We start from the raw sequence: 25,611 nt of genomic DNA on the forward strand, positions 1-25,611 counted from the left end.
GCGCCATGTCGTATCGAGCGGGTGATGTCATCGACGGTCGGTACAAGCTCCTCGATCTCATCGGCAGCGGCGGCCACGGCTACGTGTTCCGCGCCGAGGACATGGACCTCAGCGCGCCCGTCGCCGTGAAGTGCCTCCTGCCGAACATCACGAGCGAGCCCGTGTTCACGACGCGCATCGCCCGCGAGGCGCGCGCCATGGGCCTGCTCAGCGGCACGGCGGCGACGCAGATCCTCGCCTTCAACCGCTCGGACAACGGCACGCTCTACATCGTGATGGAGCTGCTCGAGGGCAAGGATCTCGAGGCCTACGTGCGCGGCGTCGAGGCGAAAGGTGGGCCCATGCCCATCGATCGCGCGCTCGAGATCATGCGCCCCGTCGCCGAGACGCTCTCCGCCGCGCACGCGCGCGGCATCGTGCACCGCGACGTCAAACCCGCGAACATCTTCGTCCTGCGCACGCGCGCGCGGGGCCGCGTGCGGCTGCTCGACTTCGGCCTCGCCAAGGAGGTCGGAGGTTTCACGGTCACGCGCGACGGCACCATCGCCGGATCCCCGACGTACATGGCGCCCGAGATCTGGGCGGGCAAACCCAAGGACCTCGATCACCGCGCCGACGTCTACTCGTTCGGCGCCGTCGTCTTCCGCATGATCGGCAGCAGGCTCCCGTTCCCCGCACGCAAGATGGTGGAACTTTTGCGCGCTGTCTCGACCGACCCGCGCCCGAGCCTGCGCGCGCTCCGGCCCGATCTGCCGGAGGCCGTGGATCCGTGGGTCGCGCGGGTGCTCGCGAGCCAGCCTTCGCACCGCTTCACGTCGATGCAGGAGGCGTGGACCGAGCTCTGCAAGGCGCTCGGTCGCACCACGGAGCTCGAGGACGACGATCTCGGCTTGCCTTGAATCGGCGTTTGTCTGCCCGTACGCTCGGCACATGTCGGACCCCGGCGCGGACACGGTGCCGATCTTTCTGCTCGCCCCCGCGCAGCTCTTTCATGAGCGATACCGCATCGTGCGCACGATCCGCACGGGCGGGATGGGCGCCGTCTACGAGGCCACGGACGAACGCACCGCCGGCCGCCGCGCCCTGAAGATCATCCACCCGAACCTGCTCGCCGAGCACGCAGACTTCAAGGCGCGCTTCGAACGCGAGGCGCGGATCCTCGGGGAGCTCGAGAGTGATCACATCGTCCGCGTGATCGACGCCGGCGTGGACGTGCCCTCGGGTTTGCCCTTCCTCGCGATGGAGCTCCTGCGCGGGCGCGACCTCGGCATGGTCGTCACCGAGCGCGGCGCCCTGCCCCCCGGCGAGGTGCGCACCTACCTCGCGCAGGCCGCGTTCGCGCTCGACAAGACCCACGCGGCAGGCGTCGTGCATCGCGACATCAAGCCCGACAACCTCTTTCTGACGTACCGCGACGACGGCTCGCCGTGCCTCAAGCTGCTCGACTTCGGCATCGCCAAGGCCGACGGCCACCTCGGCATCGGGATGCAGACGAAGACCATCCTCGGCAGCCCCTACTTCATGGCGCCCGAGCAGATCTTCATGGACCAGCCCATCGGCCCCGCCGTCGACGTCTACGCGCTCGGGCACACGGCGTTCATGCTGCTCGTCGGCGCGCCGTACTGGGCCGAGGAGTTCGAGAAGGCACCCTCGATCATCACGCTCGCGCGTTGCCTCGACAACCCGCTGCCCGAGCCCCCCGCGACGCGGGCGCGGCGGCGCCACGCCGTGGAGCTGCCCGCGGCAGTCGACGCCTGGTTTTCACGGTGTGTCGCGCGAAACCCGGGCGATCGATTCCCGAGCGCCTCCGCCGCACTCGTCGCGCTCTCCGAGGCCCTCTTCCCCGCGGACCATGTGGACCCGAGCCACTCGACGCCGCCTCCGCCGCGGGAGCCCTACATTTCGGTCACGTACGAATCGACGCCGCCCCCTCCGGCGCGCGGCTCCCGCCCCTCGATCCCGCCGCCGAGCGAGGAAACGAAGCACCCGACGCCGTCACGGACGAGCCGGCACTCGACGCCGCCGTCCTCGCTGGAGCGGGTGAAGTCGTCCGTGTCGCGGGCCCGGAGCGGATACACGATCCGCGTGGAGCGGGAGCGTAGGCTCGTGCGGCTTTCGGTATGGGGCTTCTGGACGGTCGATCAGGCGCGGGCCTACTACGAGGAGTTCGCGCGCGTGACGCAGCCGCTCTGGGGCAAGCGCTGGCGCGTCCTCGCGGACACCGCGGACTTCGCAGCCCAGAAGCCCGACGTGAGCGCGTTCGTGGAGCGGACGATGGAGGTCGCCCAGAAAAACGGCTGCGTGCGAGCCGCAAATATCGTGTCGAGTACGCTGACGAAGATGCAGCTCGCGCGCATGTCCATCGAGCAAGGCTTGCCCTCGTTCGCGTTCTTCCAGGACGAGGCCGAGGCCATGATCTGGCTGCTCGATGGCACGTAAGAGGGGTTTTCACAGCGTAGCGCCGGGGTTTCACCCCGGACCCGACGAGGGGTTGTCCACCCCTCGACCCGGACCAGGGCAAGCCCTGGACGTTGGATGCAAAGGCCGCGATGCGGCCTTTGCACGCGATTCAACCGAGCAAGAACTTCCGGATCCGACCCGCGAGCCCGTCCGGGCTCGCTTGCCGCATGCGGCCCTCCCGATCGAGCTGCCGCGCGGCGATCAGCAGGCCGAGCTCGACCACGAGCTGCGGGCGTGACTCGATGATCGGCGCGAGCGCCTGCTTGCTGATCTCGTAGAGCGTCGACTCGCAGGTCGTGCGCACGGTAGCAGTGCGCTCGCAGCCCGTGAGCAACGCGACCTCCCCGAAGACCGCGCCGCGCTCCAGCGTGGCCACGGCGACGTCCTGGCCGCCCTGCTGGCGCACGAGGACCTCGACCGTGCCCGCGGCGAGGATGAAGAGTGAGGAGCCCCGGTCGCCCTCGCGCACCACACGATCGTGCGGGCCGTAGACGACGGGGCGTGTCTTCTGCGCGAGCCTTTCGACCTCGCGATCCGTGAGCGGCTTGAAGACCGGCACGCGGCGAAGGAGCGCCGCGATGTCGGCATGCGTGGGCTCGGGCCCGAGGGAGAGCGGCTCGGCCGCGTCGAGCCCGCCGCCGTAGCCGTCACGCCGCTGCAGGGCGTCGACGAGGGAGCTGTCGCCGCGCATGTACGCCTCGAAGAGGCTCGCGGTGCGCGGGATGCACTCGTCGCCCGTGTGATCCATGAGTCCACGCTCACGGGCGAAACGCGCGACCTCGTTCATCGACTGGCGGTACTGCCGACACGCCGAGGGGAAGAGGCCGTCCTGATCGCCGAAGGCCCCGGTCAACGACTCGGGAAGCGCGTAGCTGCCGAAGACGCCGCGCTGGTGCCACATGGCGAAGTCACGCGTGCGTTGGTCGAGCCAACCGAGCTCGGGGAACGCGGCGAGGCCGTTCTTGAGGACCGCGCGCTCGGCGTCGCGGAAGACGCGGTGCCAGGTCTCCTGCGCGTTCTCGACGTTCGGGCCGGCGAGCGCGATGGCGTGCTTCAGGTCCTCGTGATGCGCGTGCAGGAACGCGAGCGTCGCCTTCTGCTTGCGCAGGAGGTTCGCGAAGCTCACGGGCCCGGCCGCGAGCAGATCCGACGAGCGCGGGACGATCTCGCGCATGGCCCAGACCCGCCTCCACGCCGCGACGTCGATCCGCTCGCGGATCCGCGCGAAGACCGGGCTTTTCTCGAACACCTGGCGCTCGGCCGGCGAGAGCAGATCGGGGTGCTCGGCCCGCACGGCCCCGAAGATGCCGAGGCACGTGAGCAGCTCCAGGTAGAGGCCGACGCGCAGGAGCCACGCGGGATCGGGGAGGTTTCGCCGCTGCTCGCCGAGGTCCTGCCGGATGGCGTGCAGGTAGAGCATCGCCTTGTCGGTGCCAATCGTGAGGACCGGGAACCACGGGTGGTATCCGACGTGCAGATCCGGGATGTCCAGCACGTCGGCCTGCAGCTTCGTGTCGGCCGGGATGAGCCGCTCGCAGAGCCGCGCGTAGAGCGATCCGAAGCGGCCCGTGTCGTAGATCTCGGCCTCGATCGTGTCTTCGGCCATGTACTTGCTGCCCTCCGTGTGAAGGGCGAGCGTGATGCGCAGCTTCTGGTGGAAGAGGTGCGCGAACGTGAACGGATCGGCACCGTCGGGCGTGCGCGCGCGCAGGGAGGGTGCGACCTCGGACCAGTCGTACCCGCGCCCCTCGGGGCTGCCTTTGCGGCGCGGCAGGAGGCCCTCTGGATTCAACGTCGCCGCGTAGACGGTCTTGTAGAACTCGTTCCACGACGCCTCCTCGATCGCGGGGAACGGGTACGCGGCGGCCGAGACGACCTGTGGCTTGAGCACGATGCCCGAAAGCCCCGGGACGGGGCAAGGCTCGCCGTCGCCCTCGACGTGCGGCAGGAACTCGACCGACATGCGGACCTCGAACGAGCGCTGGAACGGCGCGACGTACGCGTAGAGGTCCTTCACCTGGTAGAGCAGGCAGAGGTCGTCTGTGTGCGCGTCCTTTGCCGCGGTCGACACGAGGCCCGCGTGCTCGCTCGCGCCGAGCCCGGGGCCGAGCGCCTCGTCCATGGGCCTTCGGCCGGCCTCGAACGGGACGATCTCGATCGCCGGCTCGAGCTCGGCGGACTCCTCCATCGGGTCCTTGCGCGACTCGAGCTCGCGCATGTACGCGCGCACGAACGCGAGCTTGTCCTCCCAGGACATGCCCGCGACGGGGCTCAGGAGAAGGCGTTTGAAGAGCTTCTTGAAGTCTCGGGGGTTCTGCATGCTTCGTCGCGATCACGCGCCTCGCGGGCGCGCGCATCGAGCTCCTCCTCGAGGTCCGCGTAGAGCGAAGGATCCACCGGAAGGAGGAACTCGCGGAAGGGATTTTGCGGCAGCCTGCGCACCCGCGCCCCCATGTCCCGGCAAAGGTCGTCGATGTAGTGGAAGTTCCACGGGACGATGCAAGCTCCGCCCGTGAACGCGTCCGGCCGCTCGCGCTTGCGGAAGGCGAGGTGCTCGTCGATGCGGGCGATCACCTCCTCGCGCGGCGGCAGCTTCATCCGGCCCCGGAAGAGCTCGCAGAGCCACCGCGCGCCGACCTCCGAGGTGAGCTGGCTGTAGAGGCTGTTGATGAAGCCGCAGAAACCGAGGCCCGGGACGTCGGGGTGGTAGAGGCCGCGATAGAGCCGGAATGTGCCCTCCTCGTCCTGCACGATGCGCTGGAGCGAGGGTTCGAGGAACGGGAACTCCTGGCGAAAACCCGTCCCGAAGATCACAACGTCGGCCGGGATGCGCTTGCCGTCCGAGGTCTCGACGGCGCCTTCGTGGAACCGCGCGATCTCGCCCCGGTGGAGCTTCAGCGCCCCGCGCTGCGCGGCCTCGTAGAAGCCCACGGGCGCCATGTTGAGCGAGCAACCGACGTCGCTCAGAGGCGCCTCGGGCCGGAGGCCGGTCTTGGTGAGCCCGAGGTCCATGTCGAGGGCGCCCATGACCTGGTTCCAGTACCAGGCGACAAACCCGAAAGCCTTTTCGTGCATCGCGCGCTCGAAGCCCTCCGCGCGCGGGTGCAGGAAAAACATCTCGGAGAAGCGGTTCAGGAGCAGGTACTTCGTGGGCACGACCCCGAACAGGAACCGCGGCGCCTTCCACGCAGTGCTCCGGTGGACGAGCGTCACCTCGCGCGCGGGCTCCACCGCGACGGACGCCACGTCGCACGCCGACTTCGAGAAGCCCACGACGACCACGCGTTTGCCCCGCACGACGCTCGTGTCGTGGAACGCCGTCGTGTGCAGCACGCGGCCCCCGTTCGCCTCGAACGCCTCGCGGCCGGGGATCGCGGGGATGTGCGGCAGGCTGAAGAGGCCGCTGGAGATGATCACCTGGTCGAAGGTGTGGGTGTTCCGCTCGGATGCGGGGGCGCCCACGGGGCGCGTGTCCACGACAAACCCGCCTCCGTCGCGGCGGCGGATCTCGCCCACCTGGGTGCGGAGACGGACGCGTGGCGTGACGCCGAAATGGTCGGCGTAGCTCGCGAGATAGGCCTGGACCTGGGCGCCCTCGGGCCACTCGGGGTAGTGGCTGGGCATGGGGAAATCGGAGAATGCGTAGGTGTCGCGGGCGTTTTGCGTCTGGAGGCCGGGGTAGCGGCGCGAGCGTGCCCAGACGCCGCCGACCTCGTCTTCCTTCTCGAACACCGTGACCTCGAAGCCGCCCCGCAGGAACGTCTTCGCGGCCACGAGCCCACTCAATCCACCCCCGATGATGCCCACCGATGCCATGCGCCCTCCGTGGTTCAAGAAAGAACCCGGATGCTACGGCAAAGGCCGGCCGAGGACCAGAGAGGCCGCCCGCAGCCCGGTTCACCAGGTGACGGGGAACTCGTTCATGCCGTAGACGGTGGAGCTGTCCTTGAACGAGAGCTCCTCGAAAGGCACGGCCGGCCTGAGCTCGGGGATGCGGCGGAACAGCGTGTCGATGACGATCTGGAGCTCCAGCCGGGCGAGGTTCTGCCCGAGGCATTGGTGCGGGCCGAAGCCGAACGCGAGGTGGTTGCGCGAGCCTCGCTCGAGGTCGAGCTCGTCGGCGTTCTCGAAGACCTCCGGATCGCGGTTCGCCGTGTTGGCCAGGGCGAACACGCCTTCGCCGGCCTTGATGACCACGCCGCCGATTTCCACGTCCGCCGTGGCGACCCGACCGAGCGCGGACTCCGCAATGGTGAAGTACCGCAAAAGCTCCTCGACGGCCCCGATGGTCTTCGACGGGTCCTGCTTGATGGCGGCGAGCTTCTCCGGGTGCTGCAGCAGCACCAGCGTGCTCAGCGAGATCATGTTCGCGGTGGTCTCGTGCCCGGCGATGAGGAGCAGGAACGCCATGCTGACCATGCCCTCGAAATCGACGGCGCCGGTCTCGGCCAGCTGCTTCCGGATCTGGCGGCTCAGCAGATCCTCGGTGGGGTTCTGCGCCTTCGCGCCCACGAGTTTTCCGAGATACGTCATGAGCTCGACGACCGATCCCATGATCACGTCGGCCGGCAGCTTCTGGCTCACGATGACCGAAGAGTGCTTCTGGAAGAACTCGTGATCGGCGTAGGGCACGCCGAGCAGCTCGCAAATGACGAGCGAGGGCACCGGCAGGGAGAGCGCCTGCACCAGGTCGACCGGGCGCGGCCCGGCGAGCATCGCGTCGATGTGCTCGTCCACGATCTGCTGGATGCGCGGCCCGAGCGCGTTGATCCGCTGCAACGTGAACTCACCGAGCACGGCGCGGCGCGCGGGCCCGTGCTCGGGCGGGTCGAGCTCGAGCAGCATCGGCTTGAGGTTGCTCGAGGCCGGGCGCTCGTACGCCAGCGAGGGGAAATTGGGATCGCGCCGGTTGCTGCTGAACCGCGGATCGGACAGGATCGCCCGAATGTCCTTGTGGCTCGTGGCGACCCACACGATCCTCCCATTGGGCAGTTTTACCTTGGCGATCGGCGTCTCCACGCGGAGCTTGCGATGCTCCGCGGGCGGCGCATACGGGCAGGTTCGGCTGATATGAAGCGTCGGAACGGCATCGGCTGACATGGTTCCACCTCGATTCGGGCGAGCAGCCTAGCCGATCGGCAAGCACAGCTCAAGCCGAGCGGCAAGTACGTGACCTGTGTCCAGCAGCCGGGGTACTGTCTGGCGTTCCGCGAGGAGAGCGCATGACCGCCGGCACCGCCGCCACCGACACCCGATCCAGACTGCTCGACACCGCGCTGAAGCTGTTCAGCGAACACGGGGTGGAGGGCACGTCCCTGCAGATGATCGCCGACGAGCTCGGCGTCACGAAGGCCGCCGTCTACTACCACTTCAAGACGAAGGACGAGATCACGGAGGCCGTCGCCGCGCCCGGGGTCCAGGAGCTCGACCAGATCATCGAAGAAGCGCGCGCGCTACGGAGCCGGGGCGCGCAGATCGATCACGCGCTCTCGGGATTCGTCGAGCTCATCGTCCGCCAGCGCTCGCTGCTCAGCCTGTACAACAGCGACCCCGGCATCCAGCGGGTCATCAACCGGGCGTTCCGGACGCCGCGCGGCGAGGACGTCAAAACCAGAATGAAAGCGGTGCTCGCCGGGGAAAACCCGAGCCTCGCCGACGCGATCGCGGTGCACGTCGTGTTCACGGGGCTCGCGATGGTCGGCGGCGCACCCGAATACGCGGGCATCGACGACGACACCCTGCGCGAGCACCTGCTCGAAGCGGGGCGGCGCCTGCTCGGCCGCCCCCGCCGCAAGCGCCCGGACAACCACCTGCCCGGGCGCTGAGGCCCCGCGTCAAACCTTCCGGTAGATCTCGCTCCCGCCCTCGACGAACTCGGCGCTCTTCTCCTTCATGCCACGCACGAGCGCCTTCTCCGGCAGGACCTCGCCCTTCTCGGCGGCGTATTTGCGCACGTCCTCGGTGATCTTCATCGAGCAGAAATGGGGGCCGCACATCGAGCAGAAATGGGCGACCTTGGCATTCTCGCTCGGGAGCGTCTCGTCGTGGAACGCGCGGGCCCGCTCGGGATCGAGGCCCAGGTTGAACTGGTCCTCCCAGCGGAACTCGAAGCGCGCCTTGCTCATCGCGTCGTCGCGCGCCTGCGCGCCCGGGTGACCCTTCGCGAGATCGGCCGCGTGCGCCGCGATCTTGTAGGTGATCACGCCCTCCTTCACGTCGTCGCGATTCGGCAGCCCGAGGTGCTCCTTCGGCGTGACGTAACAGAGCATCGCCGTGCCGAACCAGCCGATCATGGCGGCGCCGATGCCGCTCGTGAAATGGTCGTAGCCGGGGGCGATGTCGGTCGTGAGCGGCCCGAGCGTATAAAACGGCGCCTCGTGACAGATGCGGAGCTGCTCGGTCATGTTGTGCTCGATCATGTGCATCGGCACGTGGCCGGGGCCTTCGATCATGACCTGCACGTCGTGCTTCCAGGCGATCTGCGTGAGCTCGCCGAGCGTCGCGAGCTCGCCCATCTGCGCGTCGTCGTTCGCGTCCGCGATGCTGCCGGGCCGGAGGCCATCGCCGAGCGAGAAGCTCACGTCGTAGGCCCGCATGATCTCGCAGATCTCCTCGAAATGCGTGTAGAGGAAGTTCTCCTCGTGGTGCGCGAGACACCATTTCGCGAGAATGGATCCGCCGCGCGAGACGATACCCGTCAATCGATTCGCCGTGAGCGGGACGTACCGGAGCAAAACGCCCGCGTGAATCGTGAAGTAATCGACGCCCTGCTCGGCCTGCTCGATCAGCGTGTCGCGATAGATCTCCCAGGTGAGGTCCTCGGCCTTGCCGCCGACCTTTTCGAGCGCCTGGTAAATCGGCACCGTGCCGATCGGGACGGGGGCATTGCGGAGAATCCACTCGCGCGTCTCGTGGATGTTCCGGCCCGTGGAAAGATCCATCACGGTATCGGCGCCCCAGCGGATGGACCAGACCATCTTCTCGACCTCCTCCTCGATCGAGGAGGTGACCGCGCTGTTGCCGATGTTCGCGTTGATCTTCACGAGGAAGTTGCGGCCGATGATCATCGGCTCGAGCTCGGGGTGATTGACGTTCGCCGGGATGATGGCCCTGCCGCGGGCGACCTCGTCGCGGACGAACTCCGGCGTGATCTTCTCGGGGATCGCCGCGCCGAACGAGCGCCCCGGGTGCTGCTTGCGGATGCGCTCCGCGGCCCGCTGCTGCTCGCGAATCGCGACGAACTCCATCTCGGGCGTGATGATCCCGCGCCGCGCATAATGCATCTGCGTGACGTTTTTCCCGGCCGCGGCGCGCAGCGGCCGGCGGGGCGCATGAAACCGCAATGCGTCGAGCGAGCGATCGTCGAGGCGCTTCTGCCCATACTCCGAGCTCACGCGCGGGAGTTCGACGACGTCCTCGCGCGAGCGAATCCACGCGGCGCGCAGCGGCGCGAGGCCCTTCCTGACGTCGATCTCGGCCTCGGGATCGGTGTACGGGCCGCTCGTGTCGTAGACGCAGACGGGCGGGTTCGGCACGAGACGCACCGCGTCGCCGTAGCCTTCCCGCGTCGGTGTTTGCGAGATTTCGCGCAGCGGGACGCGCAGGTCCGGGTGGAGGACGCCCGTCTGGTACGACTTCTTCGATCCGGGCAGCGGCCCGCGCGTGATGGTCTGGAGGCGGGCCTCGTCGACCCGCTGCTGTTTCACGGTGCTCATGACACTTCCCTCCGCCGGTACGAACCGGTTCAGGTTCCAAGGGTTCGACCCGCCACAAAAAGCGGCAGACCGTCTCAGCCAGAGGCTCCCCTAGGTCGAGCCGTGGGTCTGGTCGAAGCTCGGCCCGGCGTCAACGCCCGAACGACACACATGGGTTCTCCGCGGCCCTTCGGCTTGACGTCCTCACCGGCCCGTGGTCCGCTCGCTCGCCTGCCATGCACCCCAATCAAGCCTTGATCGAGCAATTTTATCGGGCGTTTCAGAAGCGCGACGCCGAGGGAATGATCGCCTGTTATCACCGAGACGTCACGTTCTCGGACTCGGTTTTCGTGGGCCTCGACGCGGCCGGAGCGCGCGGGATGTGGCGCATGCTCTGCGAGCGAGGGAAAGACCTCACGCTCGAATTCAGCGACGTGCGCGCCGATGATTCCACGGGAAGCGCGCACTGGGAGGCCCACTATTCGTTTTCGGCCACAGGGAGACACGTGCACAACGTGGTCGACGCCTCGTTCGAGTTCCGCGACGGAAAGATCGCCCGCCACACGGACCGATTCGACCTCTGGCGCTGGACACGGATGGCGCTCGGGCCCGCGGGGATCCTGCTCGGATGGACGCCCTTCTTGCAGGGCAAGGTCCGCGCAATGGCGACGAAGGGGCTCGCCGAGTACATGGCAAAGAACCCCGAACGCGCGGGCGCCTGAAGCCGCGGCGCTCGTCGCCGGGGACGGCCCGGCTGCCCCCACATTTCGCGCGTGGATCGCGCCGCGAGTCCGCTTATCATGCGAGATCCGAGGGCCGCGCTCCCGGCCCCTTCCGCACTCCAAAGGCGAGGCTTCGCATGCGATATCGACGGCTCATCCCGCTCTGCTTCCTCCCGGCCCTCCACGTGCTCGTTCCCGGCTGCTCGGACGACGTCTCCGAGTTCGCGATCGCAGACGCGGTCGTCACGATCGACGCGCGCGCCAAGCCCGGCGGCACGGTCAACGTCAAGGTCGACGCACGAAACAGCGGGCAAGCGACGTGGGTGCCCGGCGAGGTCACGCTCACGCTCCCGGAGGGGCAGGGCTTCGCGAGCGCATCGCTCGCGCTCTCCGGCGAGGTGGATCCGGACGGCCGCGGCACGTTTACGGGCACGCTGACGGCGCCCGTGCGCACGGGCCTCTTCAAGCTGAACTTCAACGCGCAATACGAGGGCGCGAGATTCGGCGAGCCGATCACCTCGCCCGCGACGGAGCTCACGTGCAGCGACGGCGTCTACTGCAACGGCGCGGAGCGGCTCGTCGCGGGCCAGTGTGTAAACGGGAAAGACCCGTGTGACGACGGCGCCGAATGCACGGCGGACTCTTGCGACGAGGCCACGGACACCTGCAAGCACGAGCTCGGGCCGGGGTGTGCGTCGTGCACGTCGGATTGCACGCCCGACTGTACGGGCAAGGTCTGCGGCGACGACGGCTGCGGCGGGAGCTGCGGGAGCTGTCCCGCGGGTGAGGCGTGCGCGAACGCGACGAACGAGTGCAAACCCGCGAACCAGCCGGGCTCCTGCGCGGCGCCGCTCGAGCTGCTCCCGGCGGGCACGGAATTCCTCGGGGTCCACCAGATCACGGGGGACACGACGAACGGCCTGCACGAGGTCGTGCCGACGTGCAACTCGACGAGCACGGCGGTGGAGACGGTCTACACGTTCACGCTGACGGAGAAGATGGGCATCGAGGCGCGCGTCTCCGGCTACGATACGGTGCTTCACATCCGGACGAATTGCCTCGACAACAAACCCGCGGCGACCGTGGGCTGCAGCGACGACGCCTCGCCGCCCGGCGATTACGGCTCGCGCGTGGATGCGGCGCTCGATCCGGGGACGTATTACCTCATCGTCGACGGGTTCGACGCGTCCCAGTACGGCGCGTTCGACCTGCAGGTGAAGTTCACGGCGAACGGCTGCGTGCCGCATTGCGACGGTCTCTATTGCGGCACGGACGACGGCTGCGGCGGCGACTGCGGGACGTGCGATACGGGCTTCGCCTGCTCGGCCGAGGGCAAATGCCGTCCCGACCCGTGCACGCCGGATTGCCAGGACAAACAATGCGGCGACGACGGCTGCGGCGGGACGTGCGGGACGTGCGCCGAGGGCTCGCTCTGCGTGCCGGCGACGTCGAAATGCCAGGTGTTCGCGGACTGCAACAACGAGGCGCCCGTGTGTGATCCGCCCTGCGGCGCGGGCGAGTTCTGCGGGACGGACTGCGGCTGCCACGCGGCGAACGAGCCGATGGCGGACCTCGTAATCGACGAGAAGCGGCTCGCCGAGGAGATCCTCTTCGACAAGCTCGACGTGAGCCCGAACTCGTGCGCGTTCATCGAGGAGTGCGTGGGCGGGACGGGCGAACGAAAGCTCCTGCGCTTCAGCGTGGAGGCGAAGAACCAGGGCATGGCGACGCTGACGGTGCCACCGCCGTCGGAGCGGCCGGACCTGTTCCTGTTCTCGCCCTGCCACGGCCATTACCACTTCAACGGGTTCGCGACGTACGCGCTGCTCGACAAGAACGGCAAGGAGGTCGTGACCGGGCGCAAGCAGGCGTATTGCATGGAGGACACGCAGCAGATCGCCTTCGGCCCGAACGTGGGCTGCAACAAGATCTACACGTGCGAGGATCAGGGCATCCAGCGCGGCTGGTCGGATCTTTACGGCAACACGCTCGATTGCCAGTGGCTCGACATCACGGACGTGCCGGCGGGTGAGTACTTCATCCAGGTGAAGCTCAACCCGAGCCGGGAGTTCGAGGAGGTGAGCCTCGACAACAACACGGCCACGGTGCCCGTGACGATCCCCTGATCACCATGCATTACAAGGACGGCCCCCGCCCCCGCCTGTTCGCGCACCGCGGCGCCTCCGGTACGGCGCCCGAGAACACGTTGCCCGCCTTCGCCGCCGCGCTCGCGGCGGGGGCGGACCGCCTCGAGCTCGACGTGCACCTCACGGCCGACGAGGAAGTGATCGTGCTGCACGACGAGGACGTGGCGCGCACGACGGACGGCGCGGGGCCGGCCTCGAAAAAACGTTTTTCCGAGACTCGTGAGCTCGACGCGGGATACGGGTTCCAGGATCCGGACGGCGCCTACCCATTCCGGGGCCGCGGCATCCGGATCCCGACGCTCGCCGAGGTGCTGACGTCCTTCCCTGGCGTGCCGCTCAACATCGAGCTCAAGGACGACGCGGAGTCGCTGGTCTCCGCGGTGCAATGGGTGCTCCATCGGCACGAAGGGCGAGAGCGGGTGCTCTTGACGGCGGAGCCCGGGTCCTTGATGGAGAAGATCCGGCGGCGGATCCCGGGGGTCTTGACCGGGATGTGCCTGCCCGAGTCGCTGGAATTCCTCTGCAATGGGGGAAACCCGGGCTACGTGGCGCGGGGGTTTGCCTTGCAGGTGCCGACGAGCCTCGCGGGGATCCCGATCGTGACGCCGTATTTCGTGGAGGTCGCGCACGCGTGTGGGCTCGAGGTGCACGCGTGGGTGATCAACGAGGAAGCCGAGATGCGCGCGCTCGTCGCGATGGGCGTGGACGGGATCATGACGGACTTTCCGGAGCTCGGCGCGCGGGTGCTCGGGCGACAGCCGGGCGATTGACGCCGGACGGACGGGCTCCATGTCCCGCATGAGACGGTCTGCCTGCTCGGCCAGGGGGGTCGGGCGGCATTCCCTCGGGGGGAGTCACCATGAAGAGCTACTGGGCCGGCGCCGCATTGCTGATCGCGGGCCTCTTCACGAGCGCGGCCGCCGATGCGGCTTGCACCCGGAATCCTTTTCAAATGGGCTGGGACGCCGCGAATCAGGCGTGTCAGGACATCGCGCAAGGGTATACGCCCATGCCCTGGGGCCACAGGCGGCTCGCGAGCGGGGACTTCGTCCCGCTGCCGGAGCCGGAGCGGACGTGCACGTGGCAGGACGTCGTCGAATGCAAAAACGCGGCGGCCCAGTATCTCCGGCGATTCCACAACCAAGGCTGCGCCCGGCTCATCCGGCGCAACGTCCGGCTGACGAGCGCGATCGGCAGGCCCATCGGATCAGCCCAGCAGGTCTGGCGGACCTACGTCAACACGACCTGCAACCTGCCGTAACGTAGCGATTTCAGAATTTCCCGCGCACCCAGCCCGTGGACGACGTGATCGTCCGCTGCGAGTGGGGCGCCGCGTCGGGCGAGCGTTGCGAGAGAGGCGCCGCGTCGAAGCTGCGCTGCGACAAAGGCGCGGCGTCCGCGTTGCGCGACGAGAGCGCGGCGGCGGACAAGGGCGGGAGCGATTGGGACGTGGAGCCGGAGAGGGGCGGGACCTCCGAGGGGCGCGTCATGCGCGGCGGGACGTCGGTGCGCGGGCCCGGCGGCGCCGTGCTCGGCCGGATGCTCTCCGGGGCGCGGTCCCGCTTCTGCCACGTGCCATTCAGATACTCTTCGATGCGCGAGGCGAGCTCGTCACCGTCGTTCGTCTTCGAGATGAAGCCCGAGGCGCCCGTGCTCAAAACGAGGCTCTGGAGCTCCCGCGCCGGCCGGTCGGAGTGAAAAACGATGGGGCACGAGAGGATGCCCTTCTGGAGCGCCACCTCGACCAGCTTGCCCCCGTGCAACGCCGGCATGTTGACGTCCACGAGCACGAGATCCGGCTGCTCACGCGCCACAGCCGCGCCGAAGCCGAACGGCGAGTCGAGCGTGATCACCTCGAAGCCGCGAGATTGCAGGAGCAGCTTGACCAGCTCACGGCAAATCTCGCTGTCGTCGACCACGAGAATCCGTCGCTTCGTCGCGCTCATGGCTGCCTCTCGCCGGACGAGGGGGGTTCTGCCCGAGCGTCATGCTGGGGCCATTGACGGCATGGTATCGAGGAGCCGTTGCTACGGCAAGAAGGACGTAAACGTAGGGCACGATTCACGCGCGTGGCGGAAAAACCGGGTATGGACGGAGTCAGAATACCTCGGGCCGCACGAGCAGGACCTCGGCCCCATCGACGGTCACGATCTCGGCTGGGCAATCGTCGGCCGTCGGACAAAGGCGCGTGGCCACGGCCGCGTAAGGCGCTCCGCCGGCCCGCAACGTGAAGCGAGCTTCCCCGCGCCGGACCTCGATCCGAACCCCCTCGCCGCTCCGCGCACCACCCGGTGGCGCCATATCAAAGTATTCCACCGGATCGAGGGCCGGCATGCCCCCTTCGGCGGGCACGACGCGGACGCCGGGGCCGGCCGCCACGGCGAGGACGAGATCGGCGCCCCGCGCAGGAAAACACACGACGGGGAGCAGGTGGCTCGCCTGGGGGACGCGGAGCACGAGGAGCGTGCCCTGGCCGCGGCGCGTGGTGATGGAGATACAGCCGCCGACGCGCTGGATGGCCGCGCGCGCCGCATCGAGGCCGATGCCGCGGCCCGAGACGTCCGTGACCTTGGTGCGCGTGGACAGGCCCGGGCGAAAGAGCAGCTCCGTGAGCTCGTCGTCCTGCGCGCGCAGGGCGAGCTCCGGCGTGGAGAGGCCGAGGTCGATCGCGCGCCTCCGCACCGCCTCGAGGTTCACGCCCGCGCCGTCGTCCTCGACCGTGATCTCGATCTCGCCGCCCTTCTGCCGCGCCGAGACGCGGATCGAGGCCATGGACGCCTTGCCCGCGGCGCGGCGCGCCTCGGGCCGCTCGATGCCGTGATCCACCGCGTTGCGGAGGGCGTGGAGCAGGACGACCTCGACGGACTCGGCGACCTCGGCGCGGACGCGCACGTCACCCACGTCGAAGGCCACGCGGACCTCCTTGCCGAGGCTCTCCGCGAGGCCACGCGCTCCCGCTTCGTGGGGCGCGAGCCGCGGCGCGAGGGAGACGGCCGAGAGCGAGGTGACCTCCTCGGAGAGCGCGTGGACCACGTCGCCGAGCCGCCCGCGCGCGCGCCCGGCCGCGACATGCTCCAGAAAGACCCGCACCGCGAGGGCGGCGAGGCGCTGCTGCGTGGCCATCGACACGCGATCGCGCAGGTCGACCGGGGCGCTGCGGGACCCGGGGACGGGCGCCGGGGTTTCGGGCTCGTCGGCCGCGACCTCGGCGACGATCTCCTCGATCTGCTGCACGAACCCGTCGACGTCCATCCCCGCGCTCGAGGCTGCGTCCTTCTTGCGAAGCATCACGACCATGAACCGGATGGCCATGGTCACGACGAGATCGACCTCTTCGGGCACGCGCCGACTGCGCCTCGCCACGGCCGCGACGAGACCTTCGAGCGCGTGGCAGAGGGTGGCGAGCCCGCCGAAGTGCATCATCCGGGCTTCGCCCTTCAGCGTGTGCAGCTCTTGCTGCATCACGGCGGCGACCTCGGGCCGGCCCCCGCCGTGCATGAAGTTGCCCCAATCGCTCTCGACGCGGTCGAGCCGTTCGAGCGCCACGCCGCGGAAACGCGCGAGGAGCTCGCTGGGAAGCGCGGTCGGGCTCAAGTCGCCCCTTTCCGCACGGCAGGATCGCTCACGGGTTCGGACAACAATGGCGCCCCCTGGACGGCAGGCATCATACCGAAGCAAAGAGAGAAGCGGGAGCGCAATCAACGCTCGACGGGGCCGTTCGGTCCCTGTAGGGTCGCATCGGGACATGAGGAAGCGGCTTGCGATCGTGCTCTTCCTGTCCGTCGTCGGAATCGTGCCTCGTGTTGCGCGGGCCACGGACGGGGATGGGAACGCCGCGACGAACGGGCGTGAACCTTCGGCCTCGGAGCGGGTCGAAGCGCGGCTTCGGGCGCTCGAAGAGGAGAACCGCCGCATGCGCGAGCGCGTGGCGGAGCTCGAGCGCGCGGCAAAACAGAACGAGGCCGTACGCGAGAAAGTCGCGAAGCTCGAGGACGACGCGAGCTACGTCGACCAGCAGATCACGAGGCTTCTGCCGATCGTGAGCAAGCTCGGCGGCTACCTCGACTTCGGGTTTTTCCGGGCCACGGGCAACGGTTCGGGGATACGGAGTGACCGCGGGTACCGGTATTTCCCGGAGTACGAGGGCGACATCCCCGCGTCGTGGGTCTTTTATGGGGACCCGCTCTCGACGATGGTGAACGCGCGCGGCGAGCCGGCCGACACCGGCGAATCACGGGCGCTCACGTTCGACGCGATCGATAGCGGCGGAAAATCGTCGTTCGCCGTGAACGCGCTCAACATGCAGCTCTTCGCGGCACCGCGGGAGGACCTCACGCTGACGGCGTCGATCGACTTCGCGCCGCGGACGCGGGACGTCTCGGCGCCCGGGGATCGGGCGCTCGGCGATTTCATCGACGTCAAGCTTGCGTACGCCGAGTACCTCGTCCCGATCGAGCGCTTCGAGCTCAGCCTCTATGCCGGGAAGTTCGATTCGGTGCTCGGCTGGGAGTACCGGAGCCGCGAGGCGCCCGACAGGCTCACGGTGACGCCGTCTTTGCTCTGTCGATACACCTGCGGATCTCCGCTCGGGCTGAAGGCGCGCGGGAAATTCTGGGACGGCGCGATGATCTTGAACGTGGCCGTGACGAACGGCAGCCACGGGAGCGAGTCGTTCCCATTTCACGGCGAGATCGATCGAAACGACTGGAAGACCGTGGCGGGCCGGATCGCCTCGCGCGCGCCGCTCGGGGCCGGGCTCGAGGTGGGGCTCTCGGGCTCGATCGGCGCGCAGGACCTGCAAAGCGCCGAGGACGCGCTGCACACGCACGTCGGCGTGGACCTACACCTCGATTGGCGCGATCTGGAGGTGACGGCCGAGGTCATGCAGGGCGTCATCGATGGGAAGAGCGCCGCGGGGGACACGAAATGTGGCCTCGCCCCCTGCCTCCGGTACCGCGGTGGTTATGCGCTCGTGGGATATCGGGTGCTGAACTGGCTCACGCCGTATGCTCGGGTCGACGCGCGTGATGCAGTACATCGGAGCGGCGTGAGCTTCGTCTACCAGTCCCAGGTCCTGCGCGCGACGGCCGGGGTGCGGATGGAGCTCGGGACCCATCTCATCCTCAAGGCCGAGTACAATCTGAACCGCGAGCTGGGCCGCGCCCCCCAGTTTCCCAACGACGTGTTCACGAGCTCGATGCTCCTGAAATACTGACGCTCCCGAGGAGAATGGCGCATGCGTCTCTGGTCTCGCCTCCTAGGCCTCCTGATCCCCCTCGGCGTGGTGACGATCCCGCTCACCGTCTCCTTCTCCCCGCGCGTAAGCCGCGCCGAGGCGCCAGCCGCGGGCAACGTCTCGGGCGTGGTGACGGTCCTCGTGGACGACGCGCCGAAGGCCGATCGATCGGGCATCGTGGTCTACCTCGAGAACGCGCCCGGCTCGCCGGCGCCGGCCGGCAAGCGCGAGATTCGACAGAAGAACCTCACGTTCACGCCGGGGCTGATGGTCATCGTGAAGGGGACGACCGTGGAGTTCCCGAACGACGACAAGGTCTTCCACAACGTGTTTTCGGTCTCGAAGGCCGCGCGCTTCGATCTCGGGCTCTACAAGAGCGGCGAGAGCAAGTCTGTCACGTTCCGCGAGGCCGGCGTGGTGGACGTCTACTGCAACATCCACCCGCACATGGTCACGAAGATCAAGGTGCTCGACAACGGCTTCTACGCCGTGACGGGCGCGGATGGATCGTTCCAGATCAAGAACGTGCCCGCAGGGACCTACCCGGTCGTGGCGTGGCAAGTGCACGGGCCCGAGGTGCGAGGCGAGGTGACGGTGGCCGCGGGCGGGACGGCGTCGTTCAAGCCGACGCTCGCGGAAGGCGCGTCGCCGAAGCGGCACCTGAGAAAGGACGGGACGCCATACGGCCGCTACAAGTAACGGCGCTCCTCGCGTTCACGTTCGGCTGCGATCCCAGAACGCCGCCGGAAGGATCGCCGCGCGCGGCGGCGATGCAAGAAGCGTCCGCGTCCCCGTCCGCATCCCCGCCCCCGGACAAACCCTCGCTCGAAAAGCCGCGCGCCCGCGCGTTCCCCGCCGATCGATGCGGCGACTGCCACAGCATGCTCCACGCGGAGTGGAAGACGTCGGCGCATGCGCGCGCGCGGCACGCGCCGCTCTACGTCGCGATGCGGGATCAGTCGAAGAATCCCGTGTGCGAGGTGTGTCACGCGCCGCTTGCGGGGCTCACGGCTCCGGCGGAGCGGGCGGTCGACGAGGGCGTGACGTGCGAGGCGTGCCACGCGATCCGCGACGTCGGAGAGGACGCGGCCGAGCCGCGGTATACGTTTGATCTCGAAGGAAATCGGAAGTTCGGGCCGTACTGCGACGCGAAGGACAACTACTTCCACAAGGTGGGCTGCGCGCCCGCGTTCCGCGACGCGCGCGTCTGCGGAGGCTGTCACGCATTCTCGATGCCGCTCGCGGACGGCAAGAGCTTGCCGATCATCACCGAGTTCACCGAGTGGCGCGCGTCGAGCTTCGCGGTCTCGGGCACGGCCTGCCAGGAGTGCCACATGCCGGCGGAGATGACCTACGCGGCGACGGGCACGGAGCGAAAGGTGCGCGTGGCGCATCACGGGTTCATGGGCGAGAAGGGCGAGCTCGTGCGCAAGGCGCTCGGGATCGTCGCGTCGGCGACCGACCACGCAGGTAAGATCGCGCTGTCCGTGGTGCTGAAGAACGAAGGCGCAGGGCACGCGGTGCCGTCGGGGGTGGCCGGGCGGCAGGTCGTCGTGCGCGTGCAGGCGCTCGACGAGAAGGGGCAAATGCAGGCGCGCGAGGAGCGCATGCTCGGGCGGGTGCTCGTGGACGAGGCGGGGCGTGAAGTGCCGTTTTACCTCGCGCGGGCAGAGAAGAGCGACAACCGGATCGCGCCGGGCGAGGCGCGCACGCTCGCGTTCGAGCTCGACGCGCCGCAACCGGGATCGCTCGTGATCGAGGTGGCCTGGCGCTCGGCGTCGCCGGCGATTTCGGAGGCGCTCGGCGTGCCCGCGGAGGAGCGTTCGATGGGGAAGATCGAGATCCCGTTCGGCGGAAAGCGAAGCGGCAAGGGGCGCGAGCACCTGCCGAAGACGGTGGTGGTGCGGCCATGAAGTTTCGCAGCACGTTGCTCCTCTGGATCGTGCTGCTCATCGCGGCGATCACGGTGGCCACGGCGGGAAGCGCGGCGATCGTGCTGGAGCGGCGCGCGCGGGTGGAGCTCGGCGAGGCGCTCGAACGGAGCGCGCGGGTCTTCGAGGCGCACCGCACCGAGCGGCTGCGCGCGCATGCAGCGAAGGCGCACGTGGTGGCGGAAGAGCCGCGGGTCAAAGCCGTGGTGGCGACGGAAGACGTGTCGCCGGAGACGGTCCACGGCGTGGCCGACGAGCTGCACAAAGCTGTGAAGAGCGAGCTGTTCCTGATGACGGACGGAACGGGGCTCTTGCTCGCGGACGTGGCCGATCCGAAGGCGTCGGGCTTCGACATGTCGAAGGATCCGATCATCGCGGGCGCGCTGCGCGGCGGCGAGAAGTCCGGGCTCTGGACGAACGAGGGGAAGCTCTACGAGGTGGTCGCGCGGCGGCTCGCGTTCGGCACCGAGACGGTCGGCGTGCTGGTGCTCGGCTTCAAACTCGACCATGCGCTCGTCGAGGAGGTGCGTCTCCAGACGGGGAGCCTCGTGGTGGTGACGGATGGAGCCACGGTGGTGGCGCATTCGAAGCTCGAAGATGGGACGGAGGCGCCGAGCGAGGTGCTCCGGATGGTCACGGCGTCGTCCGCGTCCGAGGGTGGGCCGTATCTATCGACGTCGCGGACGCTGGATACGGCCGCGGGCGGGGCGCGCACCGTTCACCTCGCGCGCTCGCTCGATCGCGCGCTCGCGCCGTCCCGCGAGCTCGAGGCGCGCGTGGCGCTCATCGCGCTCGTCGCGCTCGCGGCGGCGGCGGCGCTCGCGATCGTGCTCTCGCGCAGGCTCTCGCGTCCGCTCGACGGGCTCATGGCGTTCGTGGGTGACGTGTCGCGCGGGAAGCTCGACGCGCAGGCGACCGTGACAGGCCCGATGGAGCTCCGCGCGCTCGGCGACGCGATGAACCGGATGGCGCGCGAGCTCGCGGAATCACGCGAGCAGATGGCGGCGAAGGAGCGACTCGAAAAAGAGCTCGAGATCAGCGCGCGGATCCAGACGTCGATCCTGCCGCGGCGCCTCGACGTGCCGGGGCTCGAAGTGGCGGCGCGGATGATCCCGGCGAGCGAGGTCGGCGGCGACTACTACGACGTCTTCCCCGTGGAGGGCGGCGGGATCCTCGCGATCGGCGACGTGGCGGGGCACGGGCTGCAATCGGGGCTCGTGATGCTGATGGTGCAGAGCGCGATCGCGGCGCTCGGCCGGGAGGATCCGTCAGCGCGACCGAAGGACCTCGTGCGCGTGCTGAACCTCGTGCTCTACGACAACATCCGCAACCGCCTGCGCAACGATGAGCACGTGACGCTCACAGTGATGCGCTACCACCGGAGCGGACGCGTGGTGTTCGCCGGCGCGCACGAGGACATCCTCGTCCTGCGCGCGAGCACCGGGAAGATTGAAGCGATCCCCACGCTCGGCCCGTGGGTCGGCGCGATGCGCGACGTCGCGCGCACGGTGCAGGACGACGAGCTCGTCCTCGAAGACGGCGACGTGATGGTGCTCTACACGGACGGGGTGACGGAGGCGCGAACCGCGTCGGGCGAAATGTACGGAATGGCGCGACTCACGGCGCAGATCGAGGCGCTCGCGGGCGAGCCCGTGGAGCGGATTCGCGATGTTATCCTCGACGACGTGGCCCGCTTCTCCCACGGCAAGGGGCAAGAGGATGACGTGACGCTCGTCGTCGTGCGGTTCCGCGCGAGCGAGACGCGCGCCGAAGGCTGAGATAGATTGGACCTCCGATCCGCAGAGGAATGATGACCGAGACCCCGACCGCTTTCGAGCTGACGTTCCGGCCCAACGTCGAGCTCATCTCCGTCGTTCGGAGGTTCCTGACCGATTTTTACGAGCGGATGATCGAGGACCACGACACCGTGTCGCGGATCGCGCTCGCGACCCACGAGCTTCTGGAGAACGCCGTCAAGTACGGGAGCGACGGCGTGACGTTTCTGTCCATCACGTTCGAGCCCGGAGACACGTCGAGCACGGTCTCCATCCGGCTCGCGAACCGGGCGAACGCCGAGCACATCGCCGCGCTCGCCACTATCTTCGAGGAGATGAGCCGACACGACGATCCCTTCGACCACTACCAGATCGCGATGGCGCGCAGCGCCAAGCGAAAGGTTGGTTCTGGGCTCGGCATCGTGCGCGTGCGGGCCGAAGGAGAGATGACGATGAGCCACACCATCGAGGACGACAGGGTCACGATCCTGGCGCAAACGACCGTTGCCGCGCGGAGGAACGCGTGAGCGCGACCTCGGATCTCTCGGTCTCGCTCCGCGACTTCTCGGCAAGCGTGCGCGCGGAAGGTCGCTCGCTCGTCGTCTGCCTCTCGGGCAACGCGGACATGGCGGCGAAGGACAGCTTGGATTCGCTCCTGCCACGCGTGCACGCCGAGGCTCTGCGGATGAGTGCCACCGAGGTGCAGGTGGATTTCCGCCAGCTCGAGTTCATGAACTCGTCCTGCTTCAAGAGCTTCGTGTCCTGGATCAGCGAGCTCGGCGAACTCGAAAGGAGTCAGGAGTACAAGATCCGGCTCCTGTCGAACCCCGAGATGCACTGGCAGCGCCGCAGCCTGCACGCGCTCCGGTGCTTTGCCGTGGATCTGATCACCGTCGAGTCATGACGCCGCCCGGCGCGCTCGCTCCCCGGTGAGATCCTTGGTCCCCAAATGAAAAGAGGCCCGGCGAGGTTGGTCAGCACGCCGGGCCGAGCCCAAGCCTTCCAAGGAGACCGGGCTTTTTCCAACGTACGTCGGGTGCGCGACGCGTTGCAAGCCCATCACGAGTGGTGACGTATCGTCATCGGGATGCGTGCGGCTCGTCCGTGGAAGGCCCGAACGAACCGTACGTTTCGTCCCGTCGCTTTCGCGCGGCTCGCGGATCCATCGCGTCGCGCAGCGCATCCGCGACGAGGTACGAGCCGCCCACGGTCACGAGGAGCAAGAAGACCGGCAAGACGAGCAAGCGCAGCGCCGCGGGGTTTCGCGCGCCCTGCGCGAGCGTCTCGCCCCAGGACGCCGCCGACGTCGGCGCGCCCATCTCGAGGAACGAGATCGCCGTTTCGAGGAGCACGACGGACGCGACACCGAACACCGAGCTCACAGTGACGGGGCCAAGCGCGTTCGGGAGCACGTGGCGCATGAAGATGCGCGCACGCGAGGCGCCGAGGGCACGCGCGGCGAGAGCATAATCTTCCGAGGCGCCGCGCAAGGTCTCGGCATGTACGAGGCGCGCGACCTCGGCCCAGCGCACGAAGGCCACCGCGAGCACGAGCGAGAGCGCGGAGGGCTCGTGCTCGATGGCACGCACGAGCGCGACGACGAGGATGGCGGGGAAGGTGTCGACGGTCTCGACGAGGCGCACGAGAGCGTCACGCGAGGTGCCGCCGCGGATGCCCGAGAGGCCGCCGAGGAGGACGCCGAGGAGCGCGCTCAGGAGGACGGCAACGAGCGAGAGACCGAGCGCGGTGCGCGCGCCGTAGACGAGGCGCGCGAAGAGGTCGCGGCCCTTCTCGTCGGTGCCGAGCGGGTGCACGCGGGACGAGGGCGCGAAGGGGCCCGCGGCACTCGACGCCTTGGGGCCGGATCGCACGAGGGGCCAGACGGCGAAGCTGTCCGCGTACGAGCGCGCGATTTCGTCCTGGGAGAGGTGCTCGTACCGCTCGGCGTGCACGATCGCCGGAAGGAGCTCGACGCCGCGCGGTCCTACGGCGAGGAGCGGCGCGGGCGCGGCGAGGATCTCGGCGAAGACGCCGACGAGCACGAGCAAGCCAAGCAGCGCAGCGCCGAGGCCCGCGCGGCGGCTGTGCGCGACGCGCCGGAGCACGATCCCGCGATGGCTCATGTGCGTGGCCTCTGGCGCAGGATGCTCTGCGCGAGCCGAGGATCGAGCGCGGTGTACACGAGGTCCGTCATGATGACCCCGAGCGTCGCGGTCGCGGCCGTGAAGATCGAGACGGCCATGAGCCAGCTCGTGTCGCGCGACTGCACGGCGACGATCGTGGCAGCGCCGAGGCCTTCGAGGCCGAAGACACGCTCGACGACGAACGCGCCGCCGAGGGCCATCGGGGCTTCGAGCGTGGCGAGCGTGACGACCGGGAGCAGCGCGCCCGGGAGCGCGTGGACCATGAGCGCACGCGCGCGGCTCGCCCCCCGCGCGAGCGAAGCCCGCACGTGATCTTGCGCGAACGCCGACGCGAGCCCCGCGCGCGCTTGACGTGCCGGCGCGGCCACGAGGCCGAGCGCGAGCACGACCGTGGGCAACAAGAGCCCGTGCCCGTCATAACCGCGCGCCGCGAGGATCGCGAAGAACGCCGTGGGGATCGCGTACAGCACGAGCACGATGGCCGCCGTGATCCCGTCGCGACGCCGCCCGCGCGACGCCGCCCCGACGAGACCGATCGGTACGGCCGCCGCGTATGCGAGCAGGATCGAGCCGAAAACAAGGGTCAGCGTGACGGGTGCGCGTCGGAAAATGCCGTCGAGCACGGGCACGCCGTCGATGCCCACGCCGAGCCGCCGCGTGATGGCGCCGAGCGCCCACTTGCCGTAGCGTGTTTCCAGCACGATGGCCGCGATCCGCGAGGGACCGTCGAGCGTGACGAAGTCGTTCTTGTAGACCATCCAGAACGAGCCCCACCGCTCGACGCAGGCGCGGGCCGTTTCGTGGTCGTCGCCGGGCGAGATGCGATCGTCGCGGCCCGTGACGTGCGCGGCGATGTCGACGAGGGCCCGGGCCCGCTCGAACGAGGCCGCGTCGGTCGGATGTTCGAGCGCGCCGAGCACGTCCTCCAGCACGAACGTGTCGAGCTCGCGCAACTCGGCCGCGCGCGAGGTGCTGCCGTAACGCGAGAGCCTGCGGACCGCGCTGCGCACGGAGGCGCGGCGGAACTCGATGCCGCGGTCGTCCCAGAACCGCGTCCAGAACGCGACCGCGCGCGCCGGATCCGCGAGCCGCTCCCCCGAAAAACCCATCCGCTCGCCCACGGGCGCGAGCGCGAGCGCGACCTCGGCGCGTGGCCCGGGCGCGAGCGAGTCGAGCGCGGGCAGCACATGCGGTAGTGCCGCGCCGCCGAGCCGCGCGAGCTCTTCCTGCCCACGCGCTTTCTTCGCGGCGTCGCCGTCGACGATCGCGCGCATCGCCTCGGCGGACTGCGTGCGGACGTCACGCGTTCCGAGGTTCACGAAGCGCGGCAGGTCGAGGAACCGCTCCCGGCGCAGGCGCGCCCGCTCGGAGGGCGACACGGCGAGCGCCGGATCGTCCGTCGGATCGGGGACGTACGAGAGAAACAGGAACGTGACGACCGAGACCGCGATCAGCGTCGGAAGAATGAACAGCAGCCTGCGGATCGCCAGCCTGAGCATCGT

Annotated in this window: 21 protein-coding genes and 1 riboswitch; of the genes, 13 read left to right on the plus strand and 8 right to left on the minus strand. The window is 68.9% G+C overall.

The window, feature by feature from the left end; all coding sequences use genetic code 11:
• Positions 1 to 5: 5 nt before the first annotated feature.
• Together KEG57_RS32040 and KEG57_RS32045 are read left to right on the plus strand one after the other, a co-directional pair.
• On the plus strand, positions 6 to 899 hold the full coding sequence (locus KEG57_RS32040) for a serine/threonine-protein kinase (RefSeq protein ID WP_272421097.1): 894 nt from the start codon (positions 6 to 8) through the stop codon (positions 897 to 899).
• Positions 900 to 930: 31 nt separating this feature from the next.
• Complete coding sequence (locus tag KEG57_RS32045) at positions 931 to 2,439, plus strand: protein kinase domain-containing protein (RefSeq protein ID WP_272421096.1); 1,509 nt, start codon at positions 931 to 933, stop codon at positions 2,437 to 2,439.
• Positions 2,440 to 2,569: 130 nt separating this feature from the next.
• On the opposite strand, the gene KEG57_RS32050 is transcribed toward KEG57_RS32045, so the two are convergent.
• From KEG57_RS32050 to KEG57_RS32060, 3 genes are all read right to left on the minus strand, one after another.
• Positions 2,570 to 4,780, minus strand: coding sequence for a cyclic nucleotide-binding domain-containing protein (locus tag KEG57_RS32050; RefSeq protein WP_272421095.1), 2,211 nt, complete (start codon positions 4,778 to 4,780; stop codon positions 2,570 to 2,572).
• Positions 4,732 to 6,276: a flavin-containing monooxygenase gene (locus KEG57_RS32055; protein ID WP_272458789.1), complete on the minus strand. Its 1,545-nt coding sequence runs from the start codon at positions 6,274 to 6,276 to the stop codon at positions 4,732 to 4,734. The genes KEG57_RS32050 and KEG57_RS32055 overlap by 49 nt, the downstream gene beginning before the upstream one ends.
• Before the next feature lie 81 nt (positions 6,277 to 6,357).
• On the minus strand, positions 6,358 to 7,560 hold the full coding sequence (locus KEG57_RS32060; protein WP_272458788.1) for a cytochrome P450: 1,203 nt from the start codon (positions 7,558 to 7,560) through the stop codon (positions 6,358 to 6,360).
• A 122-nt stretch (positions 7,561 to 7,682) separates the two neighbouring features.
• Between KEG57_RS32060 and KEG57_RS32065 the strand changes: the two genes are divergently transcribed.
• Positions 7,683 to 8,285 carry a TetR/AcrR family transcriptional regulator gene (locus KEG57_RS32065; RefSeq protein ID WP_272421092.1) on the plus strand — a complete coding sequence of 201 codons (603 nt, stop codon included), beginning with the start codon at positions 7,683 to 7,685 and terminating at the stop codon, positions 8,283 to 8,285.
• 9 nt (positions 8,286 to 8,294) lie between these two features.
• Here KEG57_RS32065 and thiC read toward each other — a convergent pair whose 3' ends face one another.
• Positions 8,295 to 10,175, minus strand: a complete 1,881-nt coding sequence (gene thiC, locus KEG57_RS32070; protein ID WP_272421091.1) for a phosphomethylpyrimidine synthase ThiC — start codon at positions 10,173 to 10,175, stop codon at positions 8,295 to 8,297.
• A riboswitch (TPP riboswitch) is annotated at positions 10,164 to 10,277 on the minus strand. (Overlaps the previous gene by 12 nt.)
• Before the next feature lie 113 nt (positions 10,278 to 10,390).
• Between thiC and KEG57_RS32075 the strand changes: the two genes are divergently transcribed.
• The 4 genes from KEG57_RS32075 (at position 10,391) to KEG57_RS32090 (ending at position 14,284) form a co-directional block, all read left to right on the plus strand.
• The gene (locus tag KEG57_RS32075; protein ID WP_272421090.1) at positions 10,391 to 10,876 is read left to right on the plus strand and encodes a nuclear transport factor 2 family protein; all 486 of its coding nucleotides are present in this window, start codon (positions 10,391 to 10,393) and stop codon (positions 10,874 to 10,876) included.
• A gap of 137 nt (positions 10,877 to 11,013) precedes the next feature.
• Positions 11,014 to 13,002, plus strand: a complete 1,989-nt coding sequence (locus tag KEG57_RS32080) for a lysyl oxidase family protein (RefSeq protein WP_272421089.1) — start codon at positions 11,014 to 11,016, stop codon at positions 13,000 to 13,002.
• 5 nt (positions 13,003 to 13,007) lie between these two features.
• Positions 13,008 to 13,793: a glycerophosphodiester phosphodiesterase family protein gene (locus KEG57_RS32085; RefSeq protein ID WP_272421088.1), complete on the plus strand. Its 786-nt coding sequence runs from the start codon at positions 13,008 to 13,010 to the stop codon at positions 13,791 to 13,793.
• 89 nt (positions 13,794 to 13,882) lie between these two features.
• A complete protein-coding gene (locus KEG57_RS32090) occupies positions 13,883 to 14,284 on the plus strand; it encodes a hypothetical protein (protein WP_272421087.1) in 402 nt (133 codons plus the stop codon).
• A 10-nt stretch (positions 14,285 to 14,294) separates the two neighbouring features.
• On the opposite strand, the gene KEG57_RS32095 is transcribed toward KEG57_RS32090, so the two are convergent.
• Entirely contained in the window at positions 14,295 to 14,969 is a 675-nt protein-coding gene (locus KEG57_RS32095; protein ID WP_272421086.1) for a response regulator, read from the minus strand.
• A 151-nt stretch (positions 14,970 to 15,120) separates the two neighbouring features.
• Positions 15,121 to 16,617 (minus strand): ATP-binding protein, encoded by a 1,497-nt coding sequence (locus KEG57_RS32100; RefSeq protein WP_272421085.1) that lies wholly within the window; start codon positions 16,615 to 16,617, stop codon positions 15,121 to 15,123.
• Between the two features lie 151 nt (positions 16,618 to 16,768).
• Between KEG57_RS32100 and KEG57_RS32105 the strand changes: the two genes are divergently transcribed.
• The 6 genes from KEG57_RS32105 (at position 16,769) to KEG57_RS32130 (ending at position 22,869) form a co-directional block, all read left to right on the plus strand.
• The gene (locus KEG57_RS32105; RefSeq protein WP_272421084.1) at positions 16,769 to 18,238 is read left to right on the plus strand and encodes a hypothetical protein; all 1,470 of its coding nucleotides are present in this window, start codon (positions 16,769 to 16,771) and stop codon (positions 18,236 to 18,238) included.
• 21 nt (positions 18,239 to 18,259) lie between these two features.
• On the plus strand, positions 18,260 to 18,958 hold the full coding sequence (locus KEG57_RS32110; protein ID WP_272421083.1) for a plastocyanin/azurin family copper-binding protein: 699 nt from the start codon (positions 18,260 to 18,262) through the stop codon (positions 18,956 to 18,958).
• Positions 18,959 to 19,029: 71 nt separating this feature from the next.
• The gene (locus KEG57_RS32115; RefSeq protein ID WP_272421082.1) at positions 19,030 to 20,172 is read left to right on the plus strand and encodes a multiheme c-type cytochrome; all 1,143 of its coding nucleotides are present in this window, start codon (positions 19,030 to 19,032) and stop codon (positions 20,170 to 20,172) included.
• Positions 20,169 to 21,968: a PP2C family protein-serine/threonine phosphatase gene (locus tag KEG57_RS32120; protein WP_272421081.1), complete on the plus strand. Its 1,800-nt coding sequence runs from the start codon at positions 20,169 to 20,171 to the stop codon at positions 21,966 to 21,968. Before KEG57_RS32115 ends, KEG57_RS32120 begins: the two co-directional genes overlap by 4 nt.
• Before the next feature lie 29 nt (positions 21,969 to 21,997).
• Entirely contained in the window at positions 21,998 to 22,492 is a 495-nt protein-coding gene (locus KEG57_RS32125) for a hypothetical protein (protein ID WP_272458787.1), read from the plus strand.
• Complete coding sequence (locus KEG57_RS32130) at positions 22,489 to 22,869, plus strand: STAS domain-containing protein (protein ID WP_272421079.1); 381 nt, start codon at positions 22,489 to 22,491, stop codon at positions 22,867 to 22,869. The genes KEG57_RS32125 and KEG57_RS32130 overlap by 4 nt, the downstream gene beginning before the upstream one ends.
• Positions 22,870 to 23,044: 175 nt before the next feature.
• Here the strand turns inward: KEG57_RS32130 and KEG57_RS32135 are convergent, their stop codons facing one another.
• Both KEG57_RS32135 and KEG57_RS32140 read right to left on the minus strand, forming a co-directional pair.
• Positions 23,045 to 24,088, minus strand: a complete 1,044-nt coding sequence (locus KEG57_RS32135) for an ABC transporter permease (protein WP_272421078.1) — start codon at positions 24,086 to 24,088, stop codon at positions 23,045 to 23,047.
• Positions 24,085 to 25,608, minus strand: a complete 1,524-nt coding sequence (locus KEG57_RS32140) for an ABC transporter permease subunit (protein ID WP_272421077.1) — start codon at positions 25,606 to 25,608, stop codon at positions 24,085 to 24,087. Before KEG57_RS32140 ends, KEG57_RS32135 begins: the two co-directional genes overlap by 4 nt.
• Positions 25,609 to 25,611 lie beyond the last annotated feature (3 nt).

The organism is Polyangium jinanense, from assembly GCF_028435365.1.

Coding starts and splice junctions, on each gene's coding strand:
- KEG57_RS32115 (WP_272421082.1), top strand. CDS start 19,030: ATGCAAGAAGCGTCCGCGTCCCCGTCCGCATCCCCGCCCCCGGACAAA.
- KEG57_RS32105 (WP_272421084.1), top strand. CDS start 16,769: ATGAGGAAGCGGCTTGCGATCGTGCTCTTCCTGTCCGTCGTCGGAATC.
- KEG57_RS32135 (WP_272421078.1), bottom strand. CDS start 24,088: ATGAGCCATCGCGGGATCGTGCTCCGGCGCGTCGCGCACAGCCGCCGC.
- KEG57_RS32045 (WP_272421096.1), top strand. CDS start 931: ATGTCGGACCCCGGCGCGGACACGGTGCCGATCTTTCTGCTCGCCCCC.
- KEG57_RS32090 (WP_272421087.1), top strand. CDS start 13,883: ATGAAGAGCTACTGGGCCGGCGCCGCATTGCTGATCGCGGGCCTCTTC.
- KEG57_RS32050 (WP_272421095.1), bottom strand. CDS start 4,780: ATGCAGAACCCCCGAGACTTCAAGAAGCTCTTCAAACGCCTTCTCCTG.
- KEG57_RS32055 (WP_272458789.1), bottom strand. CDS start 6,276: ATGGCATCGGTGGGCATCATCGGGGGTGGATTGAGTGGGCTCGTGGCC.
- KEG57_RS32065 (WP_272421092.1), top strand. CDS start 7,683: ATGACCGCCGGCACCGCCGCCACCGACACCCGATCCAGACTGCTCGAC.
- KEG57_RS32110 (WP_272421083.1), top strand. CDS start 18,260: ATGCGTCTCTGGTCTCGCCTCCTAGGCCTCCTGATCCCCCTCGGCGTG.
- KEG57_RS32085 (WP_272421088.1), top strand. CDS start 13,008: ATGCATTACAAGGACGGCCCCCGCCCCCGCCTGTTCGCGCACCGCGGC.
- KEG57_RS32095 (WP_272421086.1), bottom strand. CDS start 14,969: ATGAGCGCGACGAAGCGACGGATTCTCGTGGTCGACGACAGCGAGATT.
- KEG57_RS32075 (WP_272421090.1), top strand. CDS start 10,391: ATGCACCCCAATCAAGCCTTGATCGAGCAATTTTATCGGGCGTTTCAG.
- KEG57_RS32125 (WP_272458787.1), top strand. CDS start 21,998: ATGATGACCGAGACCCCGACCGCTTTCGAGCTGACGTTCCGGCCCAAC.
- KEG57_RS32120 (WP_272421081.1), top strand. CDS start 20,169: ATGAAGTTTCGCAGCACGTTGCTCCTCTGGATCGTGCTGCTCATCGCG.
- KEG57_RS32060 (WP_272458788.1), bottom strand. CDS start 7,560: ATGTCAGCCGATGCCGTTCCGACGCTTCATATCAGCCGAACCTGCCCG.
- KEG57_RS32140 (WP_272421077.1), bottom strand. CDS start 25,608: ATGCTCAGGCTGGCGATCCGCAGGCTGCTGTTCATTCTTCCGACGCTG.
- KEG57_RS32040 (WP_272421097.1), top strand. CDS start 6: ATGTCGTATCGAGCGGGTGATGTCATCGACGGTCGGTACAAGCTCCTC.
- KEG57_RS32080 (WP_272421089.1), top strand. CDS start 11,014: ATGCGATATCGACGGCTCATCCCGCTCTGCTTCCTCCCGGCCCTCCAC.
- thiC (WP_272421091.1), bottom strand. CDS start 10,175: ATGAGCACCGTGAAACAGCAGCGGGTCGACGAGGCCCGCCTCCAGACC.